Origin of the sequence: Methylosinus sp. Ce-a6 (assembly GCF_009811655.1) — a bacterium.
GTDB lineage: Bacteria > Pseudomonadota > Alphaproteobacteria > Rhizobiales > Beijerinckiaceae > Methylosinus.
The window spans coordinates 40,954-59,398 of the sequence record NZ_BGJX01000006.1; the positions used below are offsets into that span (position 1 = coordinate 40,954).

The 18,445-nt window shown below is 63.6% G+C and carries 18 protein-coding genes and 1 tRNA gene; 12 read left to right on the top strand and 7 right to left on the bottom strand.

The window, feature by feature from the left end; genetic code table 11:
• Nucleotides 1-13 precede the first annotated feature (13 nt).
• Entirely contained in the window at nucleotides 14-1,504 is a 1,491-nt protein-coding gene (locus Mspo_RS05810) for an ATP-binding protein (protein WP_368854805.1), read from the top strand.
• A 10-nt stretch (nucleotides 1,505-1,514) separates the two neighbouring features.
• A complete protein-coding gene (gene cobU, locus Mspo_RS05815) occupies nucleotides 1,515-2,030 on the top strand; it encodes a bifunctional adenosylcobinamide kinase/adenosylcobinamide-phosphate guanylyltransferase (protein WP_159727771.1) in 516 nt (171 codons plus the stop codon).
• Here cobU and Mspo_RS05820 read toward each other — a convergent pair.
• The gene (locus Mspo_RS05820; RefSeq protein ID WP_159727773.1) at nucleotides 2,009-2,560 is read right to left on the bottom strand and encodes a TetR/AcrR family transcriptional regulator; all 552 of its coding nucleotides are present in this window, start codon (nucleotides 2,558-2,560) and stop codon (nucleotides 2,009-2,011) included. The genes cobU and Mspo_RS05820 overlap by 22 nt on opposite strands.
• A gap of 110 nt (nucleotides 2,561-2,670) precedes the next feature.
• Between Mspo_RS05820 and Mspo_RS05825 the strand changes: the two genes are divergently transcribed.
• On the top strand, nucleotides 2,671-2,979 hold the full coding sequence (locus Mspo_RS05825) for a carboxymuconolactone decarboxylase family protein (protein WP_159727775.1): 309 nt from the start codon (nucleotides 2,671-2,673) through the stop codon (nucleotides 2,977-2,979).
• Nucleotides 2,980-2,985: 6 nt separating this feature from the next.
• Here Mspo_RS05825 and Mspo_RS05830 read toward each other — a convergent pair whose 3' ends face one another.
• From Mspo_RS05830 to Mspo_RS05850, 5 genes are all read right to left on the bottom strand, one after another.
• A complete protein-coding gene (locus Mspo_RS05830) occupies nucleotides 2,986-3,684 on the bottom strand; it encodes a spore coat biosynthesis protein F (RefSeq protein ID WP_159727777.1) in 699 nt (232 codons plus the stop codon).
• A gap of 162 nt (nucleotides 3,685-3,846) precedes the next feature.
• Complete coding sequence (locus Mspo_RS05835; RefSeq protein ID WP_159727779.1) at nucleotides 3,847-4,560, bottom strand: hypothetical protein; 714 nt, start codon at nucleotides 4,558-4,560, stop codon at nucleotides 3,847-3,849.
• A gap of 346 nt (nucleotides 4,561-4,906) precedes the next feature.
• The gene (locus Mspo_RS20260) at nucleotides 4,907-5,314 is read right to left on the bottom strand and encodes a DUF5615 family PIN-like protein (protein ID WP_159727781.1); all 408 of its coding nucleotides are present in this window, start codon (nucleotides 5,312-5,314) and stop codon (nucleotides 4,907-4,909) included.
• Nucleotides 5,311-5,955: a DUF433 domain-containing protein gene (locus tag Mspo_RS05845; protein ID WP_159727783.1), complete on the bottom strand. Its 645-nt coding sequence runs from the start codon at nucleotides 5,953-5,955 to the stop codon at nucleotides 5,311-5,313. Before Mspo_RS05845 ends, Mspo_RS20260 begins: the two co-directional genes overlap by 4 nt.
• Before the next feature lie 147 nt (nucleotides 5,956-6,102).
• Entirely contained in the window at nucleotides 6,103-8,226 is a 2,124-nt protein-coding gene (locus tag Mspo_RS05850) for a S9 family peptidase (protein ID WP_159727785.1), read from the bottom strand.
• A 261-nt stretch (nucleotides 8,227-8,487) separates the two neighbouring features.
• Here Mspo_RS05850 and Mspo_RS19830 point away from each other — a divergent pair, with 261 nt between their 5' ends.
• From Mspo_RS19830 to Mspo_RS05880, 7 genes are all read left to right on the top strand, one after another.
• The gene (locus tag Mspo_RS19830; RefSeq protein WP_244613176.1) at nucleotides 8,488-9,585 is read left to right on the top strand and encodes a formylmethanofuran dehydrogenase; all 1,098 of its coding nucleotides are present in this window, start codon (nucleotides 8,488-8,490) and stop codon (nucleotides 9,583-9,585) included.
• On the top strand, nucleotides 9,579-11,213 hold the full coding sequence (locus Mspo_RS05855; RefSeq protein ID WP_244613178.1) for a formylmethanofuran dehydrogenase subunit A: 1,635 nt from the start codon (nucleotides 9,579-9,581) through the stop codon (nucleotides 11,211-11,213). Before Mspo_RS19830 ends, Mspo_RS05855 begins: the two co-directional genes overlap by 7 nt.
• 22 nt (nucleotides 11,214-11,235) lie before the next feature.
• Nucleotides 11,236-12,870 carry a formylmethanofuran dehydrogenase subunit A gene (locus Mspo_RS05860; protein ID WP_159727789.1) on the top strand — a complete coding sequence of 545 codons (1,635 nt, stop codon included), beginning with the start codon at nucleotides 11,236-11,238 and terminating at the stop codon, nucleotides 12,868-12,870.
• Nucleotides 12,858-13,763 (top strand): formylmethanofuran--tetrahydromethanopterin N-formyltransferase, encoded by a 906-nt coding sequence (gene fhcD, locus Mspo_RS05865; RefSeq protein ID WP_159727791.1) that lies wholly within the window; start codon nucleotides 12,858-12,860, stop codon nucleotides 13,761-13,763. Before Mspo_RS05860 ends, fhcD begins: the two co-directional genes overlap by 13 nt.
• Entirely contained in the window at nucleotides 13,764-14,576 is an 813-nt protein-coding gene (locus Mspo_RS05870) for a formylmethanofuran dehydrogenase subunit C (protein ID WP_159727793.1), read from the top strand.
• 354 nt (nucleotides 14,577-14,930) lie between these two features.
• On the top strand, nucleotides 14,931-15,059 hold the full coding sequence (gene pqqA / locus Mspo_RS19835) for a pyrroloquinoline quinone precursor peptide PqqA (RefSeq protein ID WP_244613179.1): 129 nt from the start codon (nucleotides 14,931-14,933) through the stop codon (nucleotides 15,057-15,059).
• Between the two features lie 344 nt (nucleotides 15,060-15,403).
• Nucleotides 15,404-16,441, top strand: a complete 1,038-nt coding sequence (locus tag Mspo_RS05880) for a cytochrome-c peroxidase (protein WP_159727795.1) — start codon at nucleotides 15,404-15,406, stop codon at nucleotides 16,439-16,441.
• Between the two features lie 60 nt (nucleotides 16,442-16,501).
• Here the strand turns inward: Mspo_RS05880 and Mspo_RS05885 are convergent, their stop codons facing one another.
• On the bottom strand, nucleotides 16,502-16,864 hold the full coding sequence (locus Mspo_RS05885) for a TIGR02300 family protein (protein WP_159727797.1): 363 nt from the start codon (nucleotides 16,862-16,864) through the stop codon (nucleotides 16,502-16,504).
• Between the two features lie 255 nt (nucleotides 16,865-17,119).
• On the opposite strand from Mspo_RS05885, the gene Mspo_RS05890 reads away from it, so the two are divergent.
• Nucleotides 17,120-17,193: transfer RNA gene (locus Mspo_RS05890), tRNA-Gly, on the top strand.
• Nucleotides 17,194-17,337: 144 nt separating this feature from the next.
• The gene (locus Mspo_RS05895; RefSeq protein WP_159727799.1) at nucleotides 17,338-18,393 is read left to right on the top strand and encodes a hypothetical protein; all 1,056 of its coding nucleotides are present in this window, start codon (nucleotides 17,338-17,340) and stop codon (nucleotides 18,391-18,393) included.
• Nucleotides 18,394-18,445: the final 52 nt, after the last annotated feature.

An 18,445-nucleotide genomic window follows, 5' to 3' on the forward strand; every position in this document is an offset into this window, starting at 1 on the left:
TTAGTGAGGGCCGATGGCGGAATGGGGGTTCTACGGAAGGCGCGCGGAGCTGGCCGAGATCGACAAGATCCTGGCGCGCGGCCGCTTTTTCTTCTGCGCGATCTCCGGCCGACGTCGGATCGGGAAGACGTCGCTGATACAGGAGGCGATCAGGCGGCGCGGGCTGACCGGTAAGGCTTTATACGTTCAAGTTCCCGACAGTGACGAGCGAGGCGTCGTTCAGGCTTTTGAAGACGCGATCGAAGACACTGGCAATCCATTCGCGCGGGAAGCAAGCGCGAATTTCTTGGTGATTGCGACATATCTGCGCGCATTTTGGTGGTTTGGCGGCATCGCGGTAATCGACGAGTTCCAATACTTTCACCGCGCGGCCCTTTCATCTTTTCAGTCCCTTCTGCAAGCTCGCATCGACGAAGCCCGAGCCGAAAATCCGGGTGGCGGCGTGTTCACATTGGGGTCGATCCACACGGAAATGACCGCGCTCTTGGAGGATCGGGCGTCCCCTCTGTTCAACCGCGTCACCGACAGACTGGAAATAGGCCATTGGGATTTCGAGACTCTGTTCGAAATGTTCCGGGCCCACGGGATCGTCGATCCTCATCATCGACTGTTTCTCTGGTCGATCTTCGAGGGAGTTCCCAAGTTCTACCGGGACTGTTTCGACCATGGCGTGCTCCGGCAGTCCGTGGACCATCGCACTGAAGCCCTTCGCAAGATGTTCTTCGAGGGCTCGAGCCCCCTCAAGGACGAAGCCGATAACTGGTTCCTGCGCGAGCTACGCGGGCGTTACGATACCGTCCTGACCCTTCTCGCCCGAGGCGGGCCGCTGTCGCACGGGCAATTGAAAGAGGAATACGATCGCACCGGCCCGACGCAGGAAAGCCAGTTGGCCGGCTACCTCAAAGTGCTCATCGAAAAATACGGCATGGTCGAAAAGCTTCGGCCGATCCTCTCGTCCGGCAAACAGCGAAACGCTCGCTATGCCATCACGGACAATTTCTTGAGCGCTTGGCTCGCGGCGATCCAGCGTAATGTGCGCTTGGCGCGCATTCGCCCGATCGAAGAGGCCGTGGCGAAAGCCGACAGGTCGCTGCAAACCCACGAGGGCTACGCCTTCGAGAAACTGGTGCGGCAGATCGCCGAGGAATGCTCCCGAAAGGGGGTCGGCGACTTTTCGCTTACTCAACTCGTCGCCGGCTATTGGAACAAGGCCGACGGCAGCGACATCGAGATCGACATGATCGCGCTCGACGAGACCGAGCGCCGAATCCGTTTCGGCTTCTGCAAGCGTTCGGCCGGCGCGCATAATTCGCAAGCGCTCGCGAGCTTCGAGGATCATGTCGCGCGATTTCTGGCGACGAAGACGGGAGCGCCATATCGCGACTGGAAAATCGAAAAGGCGCTATATGCCCCGATTTTCTCTTCGACTCAGCGCGAGGCGCTCGGTCGGGGCGGAATGGTCTGCGTCGACATGACCGATTTCGAGCGATGGCTCACCTTCTGATGAGATACCGATGACCGAAAACCCGCATCTCGCCTTCGTCCTCGGCGGCGCGCGCTCCGGCAAGAGCGCCTTCGCCGAGGGGCTGGCGACCGCAGCGCCCGGTCCCTGGACCTATATCGCGACGGCGCAGGCCTTCGACGAGGAGATGCGCCGGCGCATCGCCGCGCATAGAGAACGGCGCGGCGGCGATTGGCGCACGGCGGAGGCGCCGCACGCGCTCACCCGAGCGCTGCGCGAGGCGCCGTCCGAGCGGCCGCTGCTCGTCGATTGTCTTACCCTATGGCTGAGCAATCGGCTGCTCGCCGACGCCGACATGCGCGCCGATCGGGAGGAGTTGCTCGCGGCGCTCGCCGAGCGAGGCGCGCCGACGGTGCTGGTCTCTTCGGAGGTCGGCCTCTCCATCGTGCCGGAGAATGCGCTGGCGCGGCGCTTCCGCGACGCCGCCGGCGAATTGCATCAGGCCGTGGCGAAGCGCGCCTCCCGCGTCTATCTCGTCGTCGCCGGCTATCCGCTCACGGTGAAGTGACGCGCGGTCACACGCTCCGCCACCTTCTCCAGCATCGCCGGATCGTCCATCGCGCGGGCGAGCAGCACGCCGCCCTCGAGCGCCGCGAGGATCGCCTCCGCCGACGCATCTTCCGAGCGCAGCGCGGCGCGCAGCCAGCAAAGCGTCGCGGCGAAGAAGCGCCGCGCCTCGCCGCCGACCTCGGAGGGCAGGCCGCCCACTTCCGCGGCCAGCATTCCGAACAGGCACATGCGTTTTTTCTCGGCCACGGTGCGGCGGAACATTTCCGCGAGCAGGCCGACCGCCTCCGCCGGCGCGCGAGCGAGAGGATCGCCGAGCTCGGCGAGGCAGAGATCCGCGTAGCGCCGCGCGACCGCCGCGACCAGCGCCGGCTTGGTGGGAAAAAAATAATGGACGCTCGCGCTCTTCACCCCGACATCGGCGGCGATGTCGCGGAAGCTCACGCCATTATAGCCGTAGCGGCAGAGGCGCTCCTCCGCGCTGTCGAGAATCTTTTCCGCCGTGCCCTCGCCGCGTCGCGCCATCGCCATTCCGCCCGGTCCCTCCCTCCGCGAAGAAGCGCCATTGACAGGCCTTCGTCAATCGCGCAGGGTATGCCTATCATCTGATAGGTAGGTTGCGATCGCAAAGAGGAGAAGCCATGTACGATATGAAGAATGTGAAGCGCCTGAGCAAAATCGGCGAGACGGCGCCGGCGGCCTGGGAGGCGTTCAAGCAGTTCGACGCCGCGGCCATGGCCGACGGCGCGATCCCCAAAAAATACAAGGAGCTGATCGCGCTCGGCGTCGCACTGACGACCCAATGCGCCTATTGCCTCGAGATTCACCGCAAGCAGGCTGTCGCCGCCGGCGCGACGGAGGCGGAGCTCGCCGAGACCGTCTTCATCGCCGCCGCCCTGCGCGCCGGCGCCGTCGTCACCCATGGAACCCATGTGGCGGGCATAGAATAATCTTTCCTATTGCGCCGCGAGCCGATCCGCCGCGGCGATTATTTCCGCCAAGCCGACATCCGTCCGGCCCCCGAAACTGCCGAAGATCGCCTCGATCCGCGGCAGATCGGCGAGCGTCTCGACGTCGAGCCGCAGCTCCGGCCGGGCGACCTCCGCCGGAGCCGCGAGGCTCAGCGGGCGATAGATGCGGCTATTCTCGCGCAGAAAAGCGGGGCCGCGGCGGCGCTGCTCCGGCGCGCCGCAGCGCGTCTCCGCCTCGGTCAGCGCCGCGGCGGTAAAACCGTCGATCTCCATGCCGCGCGGATAGCTCGGCGCGAGCGTATTGCCGATCCAATCGAGCATTCCGTCGGTCATTTGCAAGAGATCGGCGACCTTGGTGACGAGCGCGGGATCGATGAGCGGATTGCGCGCGTCGAGCGCAATGCCGCCCTTGGCGCCCGCCGCCTGCATGGCGGCAAGCAGGCGGCCGATGAGATCGTCGCGCGCGCCGGTCTGGCAGGCGATTCCGCGCGCGGCGCAAAATTCGCGGATCGGCGCGTCGTCGGGCTCATCGCTCGTGGTGACGGCGATTCCGGCGAGCTTTTCCGCATGGGCGAGACGTTCGAGCAGCCGGGCGAGCAGGGGTTCGCCGGCGAGCGGCGCCAGCACGCCGGTCTCGCTTCCCTCGACATGGGTCGCGGCGAAAATAATGGCGAGGACGTTCATGGGACGCCGCCTTTCGTGATCGGCCGCCCGCGGCGGCCCTCTAGGCAAGGCAAAAGCAAGCGATACGCCAGCGATCCGCGGCAGGGCGAGCAGAACAAAGGAAAATTTTCGTAACGCCCAGGAACGCGCTTCGAAGGCGCGCCTTCGAGGCGCGAGCACAGGTCAATAGCCCCACGCGCCCTTGGACGAGTTGCAACGAAAGCACAAGGGCTCCAGATTGACGAGGTGGTGGATGCAGGCTGCAGCGAAGGCTTCGTATTTGTTGGCAATTTTTATGCAGGTAAAGAATATCACGCCGAGATATGACAAGCTGCCGCCGGGAAAACCCGCTCTCCGATCTTTGAAGGGGCTCCGCTCCTCTATGATGCGACCGGCCGGATGCCTCGCGTGCTGCTGAGTCAGTCCGACCGCTCGGAAAACTCTTCTCGCGGCTTGCCGTTCTCCGCCCGACTGGGGATGACGATGGTCGATCGTCGCCGCCTCCAAAGTCATCACGACATTGCATCGCTTGCACACCACCGTCGCCGGCTGAACCACAGGAAGGGCGCCGCCGTTTATCTCGTAGAAAATCGCGCGCTGCCCGACCGCATGCACGCCCTGCCAGTCCGCATTGGCCTTGATCGCCCGATACGTCGTCCTCGCCGTGCAAAGGCCCTCGGTCAATTGCCAAAATGCGGCGATGTCGGACTCGATGGCCGTCTCATAGATCTGGCCCCGATCGTCGTACAGCGTGAGCGAGGTGAGCATGCCGGAGGCGGCCGTGGTTTCGATGTTCATGCCGCTCCGCATCGTCGGAAAGAGGCCGTTGAGGTCATATACCGAAGACGTTTTTCTGGAGTTTCTGATGAAGCCATTCACCTCGAGCGCGAGACTCATATCATTTCCTCGGCGTAAGAATTTCAGATCGAAACATGTTCCATGGTAGCCGCGCGGCGTCGAAGTTCAATCGCGTCGGAACCTCTCGCCTTATGAATCGAAGGGACGAGGTCCTCGTCGAGAAACGGGCCGGCCGCCAAAAAAGGGCCTTGCCGCGCTTGTCGCGGCGGGTGGACAAGGATGTCCGGGACGCCGCGGCTTCCGTCGGCCACGGCCTTTGCAATCAAAGACGCATCGGAAGCGTGAACGTGTATCGGAATATTTTCCGCGGAATGTCAAGGTGGAGCAAAAACCAGCTCGGCGACCGGGACGAAGGTTGGATAACGGCCCGACCTGACCAGCTCACTCAGCGATAGCTTGTCAGGCGATGGAGCCCAATATCGAGCCATAGCCGACGTGAAACTTTCTTCTTCGTGAAATCCCATTCGCATTCGACAAACGACATTGCCTGCTGAAGCCGCTTTGCAGCAATTACTTCACCACATCTCAGTATAATTAAATTTAACTTGCAATATTTTGGGCTGTCGTTCGGAGACCCGAAGCGCTTAACTAAGCGTTTCATGTCTGCATCAACGGCGATTAATATAGAGTTATTCAAAATTGCAGTTGCTACGACGACTTCATCTTTTGTACCACTGTCCAATACGTCGCTGTGATATATTACACGGTAACCGCATTCTAAGAACGGGGTTGCTACCTGAACTGGCGTCCCCTCGTCAAGTAGGATGGCGATTGATCGACGACTATTGGTCACGCAACGTCTTTAAAATCAATAGCAGCGATGATGTCATCTTTGGTGAGCGTTGGATATTGCTTGTTTATTTCCTCGACCGTGTACCCAGCCTTTGCGAACGCTTGAATGCTCCGAACAGGAATCCTTGTACCAGCGATCACAGCTTGATTCTGAGCTATGCCGCGCTTTTGCTCAATTTTTCCAAATGAGCCGTCTTTGCGCTGTCTCATCGCGCGAACAGCGTCCGCCATCTGACCTGTGACGACTACGAGCGGAATTTGGAGCACGCCTTGCCCGCTAGACACCTCTTCCTTTTCGCCCGTTTCCGGATTTTCGAATACGACCTTTTTGCCGAGGACATAGAGGGTCGTTTTTGCCCACAGGTCATCTCCCAGATGGGCGAGACGTTCTTTGGTCGCGCGAAGCTCTTGAAGGGGTATCTTTACGTCGTTTCGAAGCGCATTGATTACCTTCAGGCACACGAGATCTCTAAAGCTGTACAGGCGCAGCCCATCAATATCGGTCGTATCGACTTTTATGCTCGGTTTGTAGAAAGAGTCCGACGCCCAATAGCGCAACTGCCGCTGACTGATACCAGTCAGACGCGTAACTTGGTCCTCCGTGAATGCGGATACGACCGTATTTGCTGACGCAGAAGACATGACTTATCCTACCCCCTCGGAACGGTTTCATAAAGATGGGGCTGGGCCGAAGGCATAATGTTTTTGCCATGGCCTCGGGCTCGCAGAAAAAACCCGCAATTACAGCTGATTGCTTCTCGTTCGAGAAGACGCGGAGTTGTCCGTCCCCTATACCTCCGCCTTCCCCGCACACCCCAGCGCGAACGCCCATTCCAGCGCCACTTCCTCCAGCCGCTCGAATCGCCCCGAGGCGCCAGCGTGGCCGGCCTCCATATTTGTGCGCAACAGAACAGGGCCGCCGCCCGCCATGCGCTCGCGCAGGCGCGCCACCCATTTCAGCGGCTCCCAATAGGTCACGCGCGGATCGGTGAGGCCGGCGAGGGCGAGGATCGCCGGATAGGTCTTCGCCGCCACATTGTCGTAAGGAGAGTAGGAGGCGAGCCGGTCATAGGCGGCCACATCGGCGATCGGATTGCCCCATTCCTCCCATTCGGGCGGCGTCAGCGGCAGATCGTCGCGCAGCATCGTATTCAGCACATCGACGAAGGGAACGCCGGCGATGACGCCGGAAAAAAGCTCCGGCGCCTGATTGGCGATCGCGCCCATCAACATGCCGCCGGCGCTCGCGCCTTGCGCGACGATTCCGCCCTCTTGCGCATAGCCCGTCGCGACGAGATGGCGCGCGACGGCGATGAAATCGGAGAATGTGTTGGGCTTCTTCTCGAGCTTGCCGTTCTCGTACCAGCTCCAGCCCTTGTCCGTGCCGCCGCGCGTATGGGCGAGCGCATAGACGAAGCCGCGATCGACGAGCGAGAGCGCATGGGGATCGAAGCTCGCGGACAATGGATGCCCATAGGCGCCATAGCCGTAGAGCAGCGTCGGCGCGCCGCCGTCCGGCGTGAAATCGGCGCGATGCAGCAGAGTGACGGGAACCTCCGCGCCATCCGCCGCTTTCGCGAAGAAGCGGCGCGTCACATAGTTTTTCGGGTCATGGCCCGAGGGGATTTCCTCGCGCTTCAACAGAGTGCGGGCGCGCGCGCGCATGTCATAGTCGTAGGTCTCCTCCGGCGTCGTCATGGAGGAGTAGGTGAAGCGCAGCGTGTCCGTGTCGAATTCGAGGCCGGGCAGCAGATAGAGCGCATAGGCCTCTTCGTCGAAGGCGATGGCGTGCTCCTCGCCGCCCTCTAACGCGCGAATGAGAATGCGCGGCAGGCCGTTCTCGCGCTCCACCCAGACGAGATGGCGCGCATAGACCGTGCCGATGACGATGAGCCGTCCCGTGACATGCGGAACCACCGGGCGCCAGTCGGCGCGCGACGCGGTGGCGAGGGGAGCGCGAAAAATCGCGAAGTCCTCGGCGCCGTCGGCGTTGGAGCGGATGTAGAGATCATCGCCGTGCGGCTCGACGTCATAGCGCAATTTGGGCTCGCGCTTCGCCACGAGGCGGGGCTTGGCGTTTTTGTCGCGCAGGTCGACGAGATGGCATTCGCTGGCGTCATGGCCGCGAATGGAGACGATGGCGAAGCGCCCGCAACGGCTGCGATCGAGCGAGACGAACCAGGCGGGATCGAGCTCCTCGACGACGAGCGCGTCGGTCGCGGGATCGGCGCCGATGTCGTGGCGGAAGACTTGCGCCGTGCGGTGATTGTCGTCGACGCGGACGTAATAGAAGCTCTTGGAATCCGCGCTCCAGACCAAGAAGCCGTCGGTGTGCGCAACGACGTCCTCGCGGTCCTTTCCATCGGAAAACGCGCGGGTGCGGATCGAATAATATTCCGAGCCCTTGTCGTCGACGCTCCAGGCGAGCTGCGCATGGTCGGGCGAATGGTCGATCTCGCCTATGTCGAAGAAATGCGCGTCGCCGGCTTCTTCATCGCCGTCGAAGAGGATTTGCTCCTCGCCGCCGGCGCGTTTCGTGCGGCAATAGAGCGCATGCTCGCCGCCCTCGCGATAGCGCTCGAAATAGGCGTATGGGCCATCCGGCCACGGCGGCTCGCTGTCGTCCTCCTTGATGCGCCCGCGCAGCTCCGCCTGGAGCGTCTCGCGCAACTTCGAAAGGGGAGCGAGGACCGTCTCGCAATAGGCGTTCTCGGCCCGCACCAGGGCGGCGATGTCGGCGGGCAGGGCGGCCGGATCGCTCAACACCTCGCGCCAATTCTCGGCGGCGAGCCAGGAATAGGGGTCGTCCTGGACGCGGCCATGGGCGACGCGCCGGCTCTCGCGCTTCTCGGCGACGGGCGGCGTCACGCCTTGCAGCGCGAAGGCGGTGTTTTTGTCGGCGGTCGCCGCCATTGGCGAGTCCTCGCTTTGGGCCGTCATTGCGAGCGGAGCGAAGCAATGACGGCGCCCGATTTTTCGGGCCTGCACTCGGAGAATAGAATTGAGGCGCGACGATGTCTCGACTTCCTGCGCCGCGGCTGATAGGCATAGCGCGCGACGCGGGCTCCGGCGAGGGGCCGCGCCGCTCTTGCCTTCGCCTTCGGCCGTCGCGCCGGGAGCGGACAAAAAAGCGCGGGCGCAAACCCGAGCATGGTGGAAACATCGGTTGAGGCGATGAGCAACGCGACGCTCGACGGTAAGTCCATTTCTTCCGAAGACGCCTACGAACAAGCCGCGAAAATTCTGCAGGCCGCGAATTTTCCCTTGGTGGCCGGGCTCGGGGCCGATGTGGCGGGCGCCCAGGCGGCGATCCTGCTGGCCGAGCGGCTGCGTGGCGCATTCGATCATCTCGCCTCGCGCGATTCGCTGACCGACCTCGAGGTCGTCCGCTCGGCGGGAATTTTCGTGACGACGCCCAATGAGGCGCGCGTGCGCGCCGATCTCGCGCTGCTGGTCGGATCGGGGCTCACGGGCTATTGGCCGGCGATCTTCGAGCGTCTGGCGCTCGACAAGGAGACCGTCCACGGCGGCAAGACCAAGCGCCGCGTGATCTGGGTGGGCCCCAAGCGGGGCGAGGCCAAGATCGAGGGCGTCGAGGTCGAGACCATCCCCGCGACAGAGGCGGAGCTTCCGGGCGTTCTGGCGGCGCTGCGGGCGCGCGTCGGCGGGCGTCCGACAGCGCTCTCGGCGGCCGCGACCAAGAAGCTCGACGCCGCGGCCGAGGCGCTGAAATCGGCGCGTTTCGGCGTCGCCGTCTGGGCGGCGGCCGGGCTCGATTCGCTGATGGTGGAAATGCTGCAGGGCATGATCACAGAGCTCAACGGGACGACGCGCTTCACCGGCGTGCCGATCGGCGGCCGTTCCGGCGCGACCGGCGTGCTGCAGACCTCCGCCTGGATGACCGGCTTTCCGCCGCGCACCGGCTTCGGCCGCGGCTATCCTGAACATGACGCCTGGCGCTTCGAGGCGCGCCGCCTCGTCGAGAGCGGGGAGGCCGACGCGGCGCTGTGGATCTCCGCCTATGACGGCGAGCCGCCGCCATGGGAGGACGCCGACATCCCCGTGGTGACGCTCGGGCCCCCGGGCGCCGCGACGAAGCGCGGCCTGTTCATCGCCGTCGGAAAACCCGGCGAGAATTACGACGCGGTGGAATTCGCGCAGGAGACGAGCTCTATGGTGTTGCGGCGTGCGAAAGCGCCGGCCGAGCTGCCGACCGTCGCCGAGGCGATCGCCGCCATCAGCGCCAGATTTTCGGAGGACTTGCCGTGCTGATCCGTCTGCGCGGCGGCCATGTCGTCGATCCCGTGAACGGCGTCGACGGGGTCGCCGACATCTATTTCGAGGATGGGCGCATCGTCGCCCCGCCCCCGGGCCGCGAGCCGGACGAGGACCATGACGTCTCCGGCCATATCGTCATGGCCGGCGCGATCGACATCCACTCCCATATCGCCGGCGGCAATGTGAACTCGGCGCGGCTGCTGCTGCCCGAGATGCACCGCTCGATCCGCGCGCGCCTTGCCGGAACGCCGCTTTCGACCGCCAAATGGTCGACCTTCGAGACCGGCCGCCTCTATGCGCAGATGGGCTTCACCACAGTGGTCGAGCCCGCCGTCGCGCCGCATCACGCGCTGCACGCGCATTTGGAGCTCGGCGACGTTCCGATCATCGACAAGGGCGCGCTGACCGTGCTCGGCAATGACGACTTCCTGCTCGGCGCGCTGCGCGAGGGGGAGAGCGAGACCGCCATCGCCGATTATGTCGCGCAGACCGTCGAGGCGACGGGCACGCTCGGCCTCAAATGCATAAATCCCGGCGGCGCCGACGCCTTCAAGCAGAATATGCGCGCCTTCGGCCTCGACGAGATCGTGCCCTTCTATGGCGTGACCTCGCGGCAGATCTTCAAATCGCTGCAGAAGGCGACGCAGACGGTCGGCATTCCGCATCCGCTGCATCTGCACATGAACAATCTCGGCATCGCCGGCAATATCGAGACCGCGCTCGCGACGATCGACGCCGCCGAGGGCCTGCCGATGCATCTCGCTCATGTGCAATTCTACGCCTATGGCGTCGACGGCAAGAACGCCTTCTCCTCGGCGGCCCCTGCTCTCGCGGCCAAAATCAACGCCAATAAGAACATCACTGTCGATGTCGGGGCGGTGATGTTCGGCGACACGGTGACCATCTCCTCCGACGTGCTGCGCCAGTTCAACAGCCTGTCGGGCGCGATCCCGAAGAAGGGCGTGATCTTCGACGGCGACGCCAATGGCGGCGGCGTCGTGCCCTACGCCTATCGCATCTCCAACTACTACAATGCGATCCAATGGGCGGCGGGGCTCGAATTGTTCCTGCTGATCGACGATCCGCTGCAGGTCTTCTTCACCACCGACCATCCCAATGGCGGCCCCTTCACCACCTATCCGGAGCTGTTCGCGCTGCTGATGAGCGCCGAGCTGCGCGCGCGATGGATGGAGCGCCTGCCGGCCGATGTTCTGGAGATGACGACTCTCCCATCGATCAATCGCGAATATTCGCTCTATGAGATCGCTCTCATGAGCCGGGCCGGACCGGCGCGGCTCTATGGCTTCGCCGATCGCGGCCGGCTCGACGCCGGCTCCATCGCCGATATCGCCGTCTATAAGCAGCAGACCGACAAGGCCGGCATGTTCCGCAACGCCGCCTATGTGTTCAAGGACGGCGAGCTCGTCGTGCGCGACGGCTCCGTGACGCGCTACACCAAGGGCAAGACTCTGCGCGTGCGTCCCGGCTACGACCGCGCGATCGAGAAGCGTCTCGACGCCTATTACGACCAGCTCTACGGCCTCTCGCGCTCGATCTTCGACGTGCCCGAGGCGGCGCTCGCCGGTAGAAGCCGCTATGCGGAGGTCGCATGTCGCAAATGATTCGCCATTGGGAGGACGCGCCATGCTGACGCGTCTCTACGGCGGTCATATCGTCGACCCCGTCAACGGCGTCGATGGCGTCGGCGACCTCTATTTCGAGGACGGCCGCATCATCGCGCCGCCCGTGGGTCGCACGCCGGACGTCGAGCACGACGTCTTTGGCCATGTCGTCATGGCCGGCGCAATCGACATCCACTCCCATATCGCCGGCGGCGGCGTGAACACGGCGCGCCTGCTGCTGCCGGAGGCGCATCGCGCCCATCGGCCGCGGCCCGCCAACACGCCGCTCTCGACGGCCGGCTGGTCCACCTTCGAGACCGGCCGACTCTATGCGCAAATGGGCTACACCACGGTCATCGAGCCGGCGGTGTCGCCCCATCACGCGCTGCACGCCCATCTCGAGCTCGCCGATATTCCGATCATCGACAAGGGTCTCCTGACGGTCCTCGGCAATGAGGACTTCCTGCTCTCCGCCTTCCGCGACGGGGAGAGCCAGGATTCGGTCGTCGACTATATCGGCGCGACGCTGGAGGCGACGCGAGCGATCGGCGTCAAATGCGTGAACGCCGGCGGCGTCGACGCTTTCAAGCAGAATATCCGCCATTTCTCGCTCGACGACGAGGCGCCGGGATACGGCCTCACCTCGCGTCAGATCTTCCAGAAGCTGCAGCAGGCGGTGGTGGCGACGAAGATCCGCCATCCGCTGCATCTGCACATGAACAATCTCGGCCTGCCCGGCAATGTCGAGACCGCGCTGGCGACGATCGACGCTTCGCAGGGCCTGCCGCTGCATCTCGCCCATGTGCAGTTCTACGCCTATGGAACCGAGGGCAAGAACGGCTTCTCCTCGGCGGCGGCGCAATTCGCCGAGAAGATCAACGCCAATAAGAATGTCACCGTCGACGTCGGCCAAGTGATGTTCGCCGACATTGTGACGATCTCCTCGGATGTGATGAAGCAGTTCAACAGCCTGCCCGGCGGGCGGCCGAAGAAGGGCGTCATCTTCGACGGCGATTCCAACGGGCTCGGCGTCGTGCCCTATTCGTACCGCGTGTCGGACTTCTTCAATGCGGTGCAATGGGCGGCGGGGCTCGAGCTGTTCCTTCTCGTCGACGATCCGATGCAGGTGTTCTTCACCACCGACCATCCGAACGGCGCGCCCTTCACCACCTATCCGGAAGTGCTCGCGCTGCTGATGAGCGCCGACAAGCGCGCGCAATATTGCGCGCGCCTGCCGGACGATGTGCTGGAGTTGACCAATCTGCCGGCATTGAAGCGCGAATATAGCTTCTATGAGATCGCGACGATGACTCGCGCGGCGCCGCGCAAGCTCTATGGCTTCGAGGATCGGGGCCAGCTCGGGGCTGGCGCGGTGGCCGATATCGCCGTCTATGAGCTGCAGACCGACAAAGCCGCCATGTTCCGCAATGCGGCCTATGTCTTCAAGGACGGCAATCTCGTCGTGCGCGACGGCAAGGTCACGCATTACACCAAGGGAAGGACGCTACGCGTGCGGCCGGAATACGACCGGGCGATCGACGACCGCCTCGACAAATATTACGACGAACTCTACGGCCTGCCGCGCGCCCTGTTCGAGGTTCAGGACGCGGCGCTTCCCGCGACGGCCGTCTTCGCGGAGGTCCCATGCCACAGCTGATTCGCAAGGGAATCCGCATCGACGAGAGTTTCGCCGAAGCCTTTCCGATGACCGGCTCCGGCGTCGTCATCACCGCGCCGACGCGCAAATGGGCCCTGCAGGCCGCCGCCACCATGACCGGCTACGCCACCTCGGTCATCGGCTGCGACTGCGAGGCCGGCATAGATCGCGAATTGTCGACGCGCGAGACGCCGGACGGACGGCCCGGCGTGCGCGTGCTGCTGTTCGGCTTCTCGCCCAAGAGCGTCGAGAAGGCGCTGGTCAATCGCATCGGCCAATGCGTGCTGACCTGTCCGGGCAGCGCGGTCTTCTCCGCCTTCGACGGCGAGGCGAAGATCAAGGTCGGCGACTCCATGCGCCAATTCGGCGACAAATGGCAGATTTCCAAGGTCATCGACGGGCGCCGCTATTGGCGCGTGCCGGTGATGGACGGCGAATTTCTGGTGGAGTCTTCCGTCGGTCTCACCAAGAAATCGGTCGGCGGCGGCAATCTGCTCATCATGGGCGAGGATTGGGCCAAGACGATGCGCGCCACCGAGGCCGCGGTCGAGGCCGTCCACGAGACGCCCGACGCCATCGCGCCCTTCCCCGGCGGCGTGGTGCGCTCCGGCTCCAAGGTCGGCTCGAAATATAAGGGCATGGGCGCCTCGACCAATGACGCCTATTGCCCCACGCTGCGCGGCGCGACCAATAGCGCGCTCGACGCCGATATCGGCTGCGTGCTGGAGATCGTCATCGACGGTCTGACCAGCGAGGCGGTCGCGGCCGCGATGCGCGCCGGCATCAAGGCGATCGTCGCGCTCGGCCCCAAGAATGGCGCGAAACGCGTCGGCGCCGGCAATTACGGCGGGAAACTCGGCCCCTTCCACTATCATCTGAAGGATCTCGTGTAAGTGAAGCCGCTTCTCTTCACGCTGAAAGCCGAGCCCGACCAGCGGCTCGACCTCTCGTCCCTGACGCCCGATCGGCTCGTCGGCCGCTCGGCCAAGGAGATCGAGGCGATTTCCATCGGCACCACGCGCGAGACCGTGACCGTCGGCGACATCTTCAAAGTCAAGCTCGGCGACGTGACCTCGGTGCGCTTCGACGGCGGCTCCGACCGTTTCGATCTTCTCGGCGCCAAGCTGCTGCCGGGCTTCGACATTCATGTCGAGGGCGATGTCGGCGCGCAGCTCGGCCGCGCCGCCAAGGGCGGGACGATCACAGTGGCCGGCGACGCCGGCCCCTATGTCGCCTCGCAATCGGCGGGCGCTCATATCGATATTTATGGCGACGCCGGCGATTTTCTGGGCGCCCCGCTCGCCGGCGAAATTCCCGGCATGTCCGGCGGCCGCGTGATCGTGCGCGGCAGCGTCGGCGCGCGCGCCGGCGATCGGCTGCGCCGCGGCATCATCATCGTCGAGGGCGACGCCGGCGAGGATTTGGGCTCGCGGGCCATCGCCGGCACGATCATCGTGCTCGGAACGGCGGCGGGCGAGCGCATCGGCTATCTCAACAAGCGCGCGTCGATCGTGCTCTCTGAGCCGCGCGAGCTCGGTCCGACTTATGTCGATTGCGGCGCCCATAGCCTCGGCTTCGCCAAGCTCTTCGCCAAATCGCTCGCCCCCGAGAGCCGCGGCGCGGCGCGCCTGCTCTCCGGCCGGCTGCAGCGCTTCGCCGGCGACACGGCTGTGTTCGGCAAGGGCGAGGTGCTGCTTCCGGCGTGAAGCTCTCCAACCGAACGCCTGGACCGTCATCGCGAGCGAAGCGAAGCGATCCATGGCCGTGGGGCGGCTCTGGATTGCTTCGTCGCTACGCTCCTCGCAATGACGGCCGCACGGCCGTATCCGCCGCCAGAACCCGATCGACTCATGGGAGAATTGCCCGACGCGGACGCGGCAAAGAGCCGGCGCTCGGGCGCGCTCCCCCGCACTTTCAAATCTTTGCAGTTACCGCGGGAGGATTTGAACGCGAGCTGTCTCAAAATGCCGAATTGCGCGGGAAATGCCTTCATGCTACTCAATCGCCCAGCTCAAACCTGCCGGCTCATGCGGCCAAGCAACAAAGCAGCGAGAAGCAGGATGAGACGCTCGCCCCGAACAGGGCGATATATTCGAACGGAGGAGATGAACATGGCTTGGACCGCCCCGGTGATCGTCGAAATCTGCGTCGGCATGGAAATCACCAGCTACGAATCCGCCGAGATCTGAATCCGGATTTCGCGCGATCCGCCGCTCAGCGTGCGGATGAATTCTGCGAGCCGGTAAGAAGCCCGCTCCCCACGGGGCGGCCTTCTTACCGGCTCGTTGCTTTTTGCGTTCTTCATCGCCGCCTCCGCCGCGTCAATTGCGAGCGGAGCGAAATCCTCCGGCCATGGGGGCGGCCCCCCGGATCGCTTCGTCGCTGCGCTCCACGCGATGACGCTTCTCCCGCGCGGAGAATCCTATTGGCCAGATGTGTTTTCGCGCGGCGCGGCCTTGCCGGGTCTTACAAATCGATACAGGATGCGCGCGCCGGAGCCCGAGCTCCCGCTTCGAGAAAACGGCGGACCATCATGACGTCTTTCAGAAAATCTGCATTGCTGACGGGCCTCGCGGCGGCGGGCCTCGTGGCCGCCGCGACCGCTTTCGCGGCCGGCCCCGATTCCTCGCTCCTCGCCGACGCCAAGCGCGTCTTCGCGCCTTTGCCGGCCACGCCCAGCGGCGCCACGCCGCAGGCCGAGCTCGGCCGGCGGCTGTTCTTCGAGACCAGAGTCTCCGCCGACGGCAATGTGAGCTGCTCGCATTGTCACCTGCCCGAGAAGCAGGGCGCGGACGGCCTGCCGAAATCCTTCGGCGTGTTCGGCAAGATCAATCCGCGCAATGCGCCGACGATCTTCGACGCCGCGCTGCAATTCAAGGCGCATTGGCGCGGCGATCGCGAGACGATCGAGGAGCAGGCGGAAAAATCGCCGACCGGCGCGGTGAGCTTCGGCAATCCGGATTTCGCCGCCGTCATCGCCAAGCTGAATTCCATCCCCGGCTATGGACAAGCCTTCGCCGAGGCTTTCCCGGGCGAGGCCGACCCGGTGACGCAGAAAAACTGGGGCAGCGCCATCGGCGCCTTCGAGCGCACGCTGCCGCAGCCGACGCGCTTCGACGCCTTTCTGAACGGCGACGCCAAGGCGCTGACGCCGGCCGAGCAGGCGGGCCTGCGCAAATTCATCGATATCGGCTGCGTCGGCTGCCATGACGGGGTCGGCGTCGGCGGAACGTCTTTCGCGAAATTCGGCGTCGTCTCGGATTATTGGAAAGAGACCGGCGTCGCCGAGCCCGACAAGGGCCGCGCCGATGTGACGAAGAAGGACGACGATCTCTATGTCTTCAAGGTTCCGAGCCTGCGCAATGTCGCCAAGACCGGCCCCTATTTCCATGACGGCTCGGTGGCCGAGCTGCCGCAGGCCGTGCGCGTGATGGGCAAGACGCAATTGGGCGTCGCTCTCTCCGCGAAGGATGTGGAGGCGATCACCGCCTTCCTCGGCGCGCTGACGCAGCCGACGCCGGCGAATTATTCCGCGCCGACGCCCTTCCCGGAAGCCGCTGCGAAACAATAAACGCTGCATGCGAAGCTGAAAAAAAGCGGCGGCCCCGAGACCGGGGCCGCCATTTTTGTCTCAGCCCTCTTCATCCGTGTCGATGTCGCCGTCGATGAGGCCGGAAACGTCGTCGTCTTCCTCCTCCTCATTCTCGAGGAAAGTGTCGTCCTCCTCGACCGCATCGTCGATCTCGACATCCTCGTCCACATCGATCGTCTCGGCCTTGTTCTCGCTGGCCTCGACATCCTCGAGGGAGACGACCTCGGCGTCGGTCTCGCTTTCCGTCTCGTCCGCATCGGCGTGGCGGGCGGCGATCCGCGTCGTCGCCACATGGAAAATCGCTCCACACTTCGGGCAGACGACCGGATCCTTGTTCAGATCGAAGAATTTGACGCCACAAGACTGACATTGGCGCTTGGCGCCGAGTTCGGGTTTGGCCACGGTCCTTGCATCCTCGGAGGTAGAGCGGCGTGGGACCGCCCGTGGGAAGAGATTGGTCGGGCGCTCGGTTAGTTTGCCCATGCCCGGCTGTCAAATGAGAAATCGAACGCGAGCCTGTCAAGCCGATCGCGCCCCCGCCGGGACGCTTTCGTCCGGCTTTGCAGGGGGAAAGCGCCGATCGGCGCATTGCGGACGCCTCCGCGGCCGGATCGACCATTGCCAAGCGGGCCACGACTTGGCATATCTTTCGTCGCTGCGGGTGTAGCTCAATGGTAGAGCAGCAGCCTTCCAAGCTGAATACGAGGGTTCGATTCCCTTCACCCGCTCCAGCTCGCGCTTCCTGGGACGCGAAAGCTTGTCTGGCATCCCGGAAGCTGGACTCTTTCGGGCGGTTGTTGGACGCACGCCAAATTTCCTATCCGAATGGCCGAAGCCCAAGCCATCCTGAAATCCGGTAGATTTGAGGAATCGATATGCTCATTCCCATTTCGCTTACCTCCACGAACGACATCGTCGCCGAGACCGAGGCCGAAAACGTCGGCTTCGATAGCCTCGGCCTGACCGAGGCGAAGATCGAGGAGTTTCTGCGAAAGAACGTCAGGCTCCTCTTCGACGAGGAAGAGGACGACGAAACCCTTCTTATCGTCGGCCAGCAGGTCGTGAACCTGAAGGGCGCAAGGAACGACCTCGTGGCTCTCGACGGGAATGGCAATCTCGTCCTGATCGAGGTTAAGAGGGATGCAGCCGACATGGCGTCGCGCACCGAAGCAATGGAGTTCCAAGCGGTTCGATATGCCGCCAGCCTCGCGACGGTCGCCACCGTTGACGACCTCGTCGAGCGGGTTTTCGCTCGCTATATCAGGAAATGGGAGCACGAGTTCGATCTTCGGGGTTTGACGTTCGAAGAGCTTGGAAAGCGCATCGTGAACGATTTCCTCTCTAAGAACAGCGCCGCGCAATCCTTCAATAAGCGTCAGAGAATCCTGCTCGTTTCGTCGACCTTCGACGAGCAGACCCTGTCTGCCGCCGCGTGGATGAGCGCCAATGGCATCGACATCTCGTGCATTTCATTGAACCCGATCCGGGCTGGAGGCTCCAGCAATGGCCCCCTTTACCTCGCCGCCGAAAGGCTGATCCCTACCAAAAAGATCGAGGATTTCTACATCGAGTTCCGGGAGCGTCCAGAGGGTTCCGGCGAGTCCGTTTCGGCCCCCGATACGAAGAAGGGTAGGACAAATCTTCCACGTATGTCCAAGCTCATGGAATGGGGGATCGTCGCACCAGGTATGAGATTGACCCTGAAGGGGTTCGCCGACTCGGAAGCCATCGTGAAGGACGCCAAATCGGTCGAATTCGCAGGCGAGACGATGTCATTCAATGAGTGGGGAACGAAGGTTACCGGATGGTCGGCGATCTGCATCTATGACTGGGCAGTTACGCCGGGAGGCGAGACGCTAGCAGCGCTTCGAGCCCAAAAGCTCGAGAATGTAGCGAAAAAGACTGTGGACACTCAGATGACGGAAATCTAACCGCCAACGGCATGTCACAGGTCCAGCCGCGAGATCACCGATCGATATGATA

Excerpts from the sequence above, each read along its gene's own strand:
- Mspo_RS05835 (WP_159727779.1), bottom strand. The coding sequence starts at position 4,560 with ATGAGTCTCGCGCTCGAGGTGAATGGCTTCATCAGAAACTCCAGAAAA.
- Mspo_RS05830 (WP_159727777.1), bottom strand. The coding sequence starts at position 3,684 with ATGAACGTCCTCGCCATTATTTTCGCCGCGACCCATGTCGAGGGAAGC.
- Mspo_RS05845 (WP_159727783.1), bottom strand. The coding sequence starts at position 5,955 with ATGTCTTCTGCGTCAGCAAATACGGTCGTATCCGCATTCACGGAGGAC.
- pqqA (WP_244613179.1), top strand. The coding sequence starts at position 14,931 with ATGAGACGCTCGCCCCGAACAGGGCGATATATTCGAACGGAGGAGATG.
- Mspo_RS05850 (WP_159727785.1), bottom strand. The coding sequence starts at position 8,226 with ATGGCGGCGACCGCCGACAAAAACACCGCCTTCGCGCTGCAAGGCGTG.
- cobU (WP_159727771.1), top strand. The coding sequence starts at position 1,515 with ATGACCGAAAACCCGCATCTCGCCTTCGTCCTCGGCGGCGCGCGCTCC.
- Mspo_RS05810 (WP_368854805.1), top strand. The coding sequence starts at position 14 with ATGGCGGAATGGGGGTTCTACGGAAGGCGCGCGGAGCTGGCCGAGATC.
- Mspo_RS19830 (WP_244613176.1), top strand. The coding sequence starts at position 8,488 with ATGAGCAACGCGACGCTCGACGGTAAGTCCATTTCTTCCGAAGACGCC.
- Mspo_RS05820 (WP_159727773.1), bottom strand. The coding sequence starts at position 2,560 with ATGGCGATGGCGCGACGCGGCGAGGGCACGGCGGAAAAGATTCTCGAC.
- Mspo_RS05825 (WP_159727775.1), top strand. The coding sequence starts at position 2,671 with ATGTACGATATGAAGAATGTGAAGCGCCTGAGCAAAATCGGCGAGACG.
- fhcD (WP_159727791.1), top strand. The coding sequence starts at position 12,858 with ATGCCACAGCTGATTCGCAAGGGAATCCGCATCGACGAGAGTTTCGCC.
- Mspo_RS05895 (WP_159727799.1), top strand. The coding sequence starts at position 17,338 with ATGCTCATTCCCATTTCGCTTACCTCCACGAACGACATCGTCGCCGAG.
- Mspo_RS05860 (WP_159727789.1), top strand. The coding sequence starts at position 11,236 with ATGCTGACGCGTCTCTACGGCGGTCATATCGTCGACCCCGTCAACGGC.
- Mspo_RS05880 (WP_159727795.1), top strand. The coding sequence starts at position 15,404 with ATGACGTCTTTCAGAAAATCTGCATTGCTGACGGGCCTCGCGGCGGCG.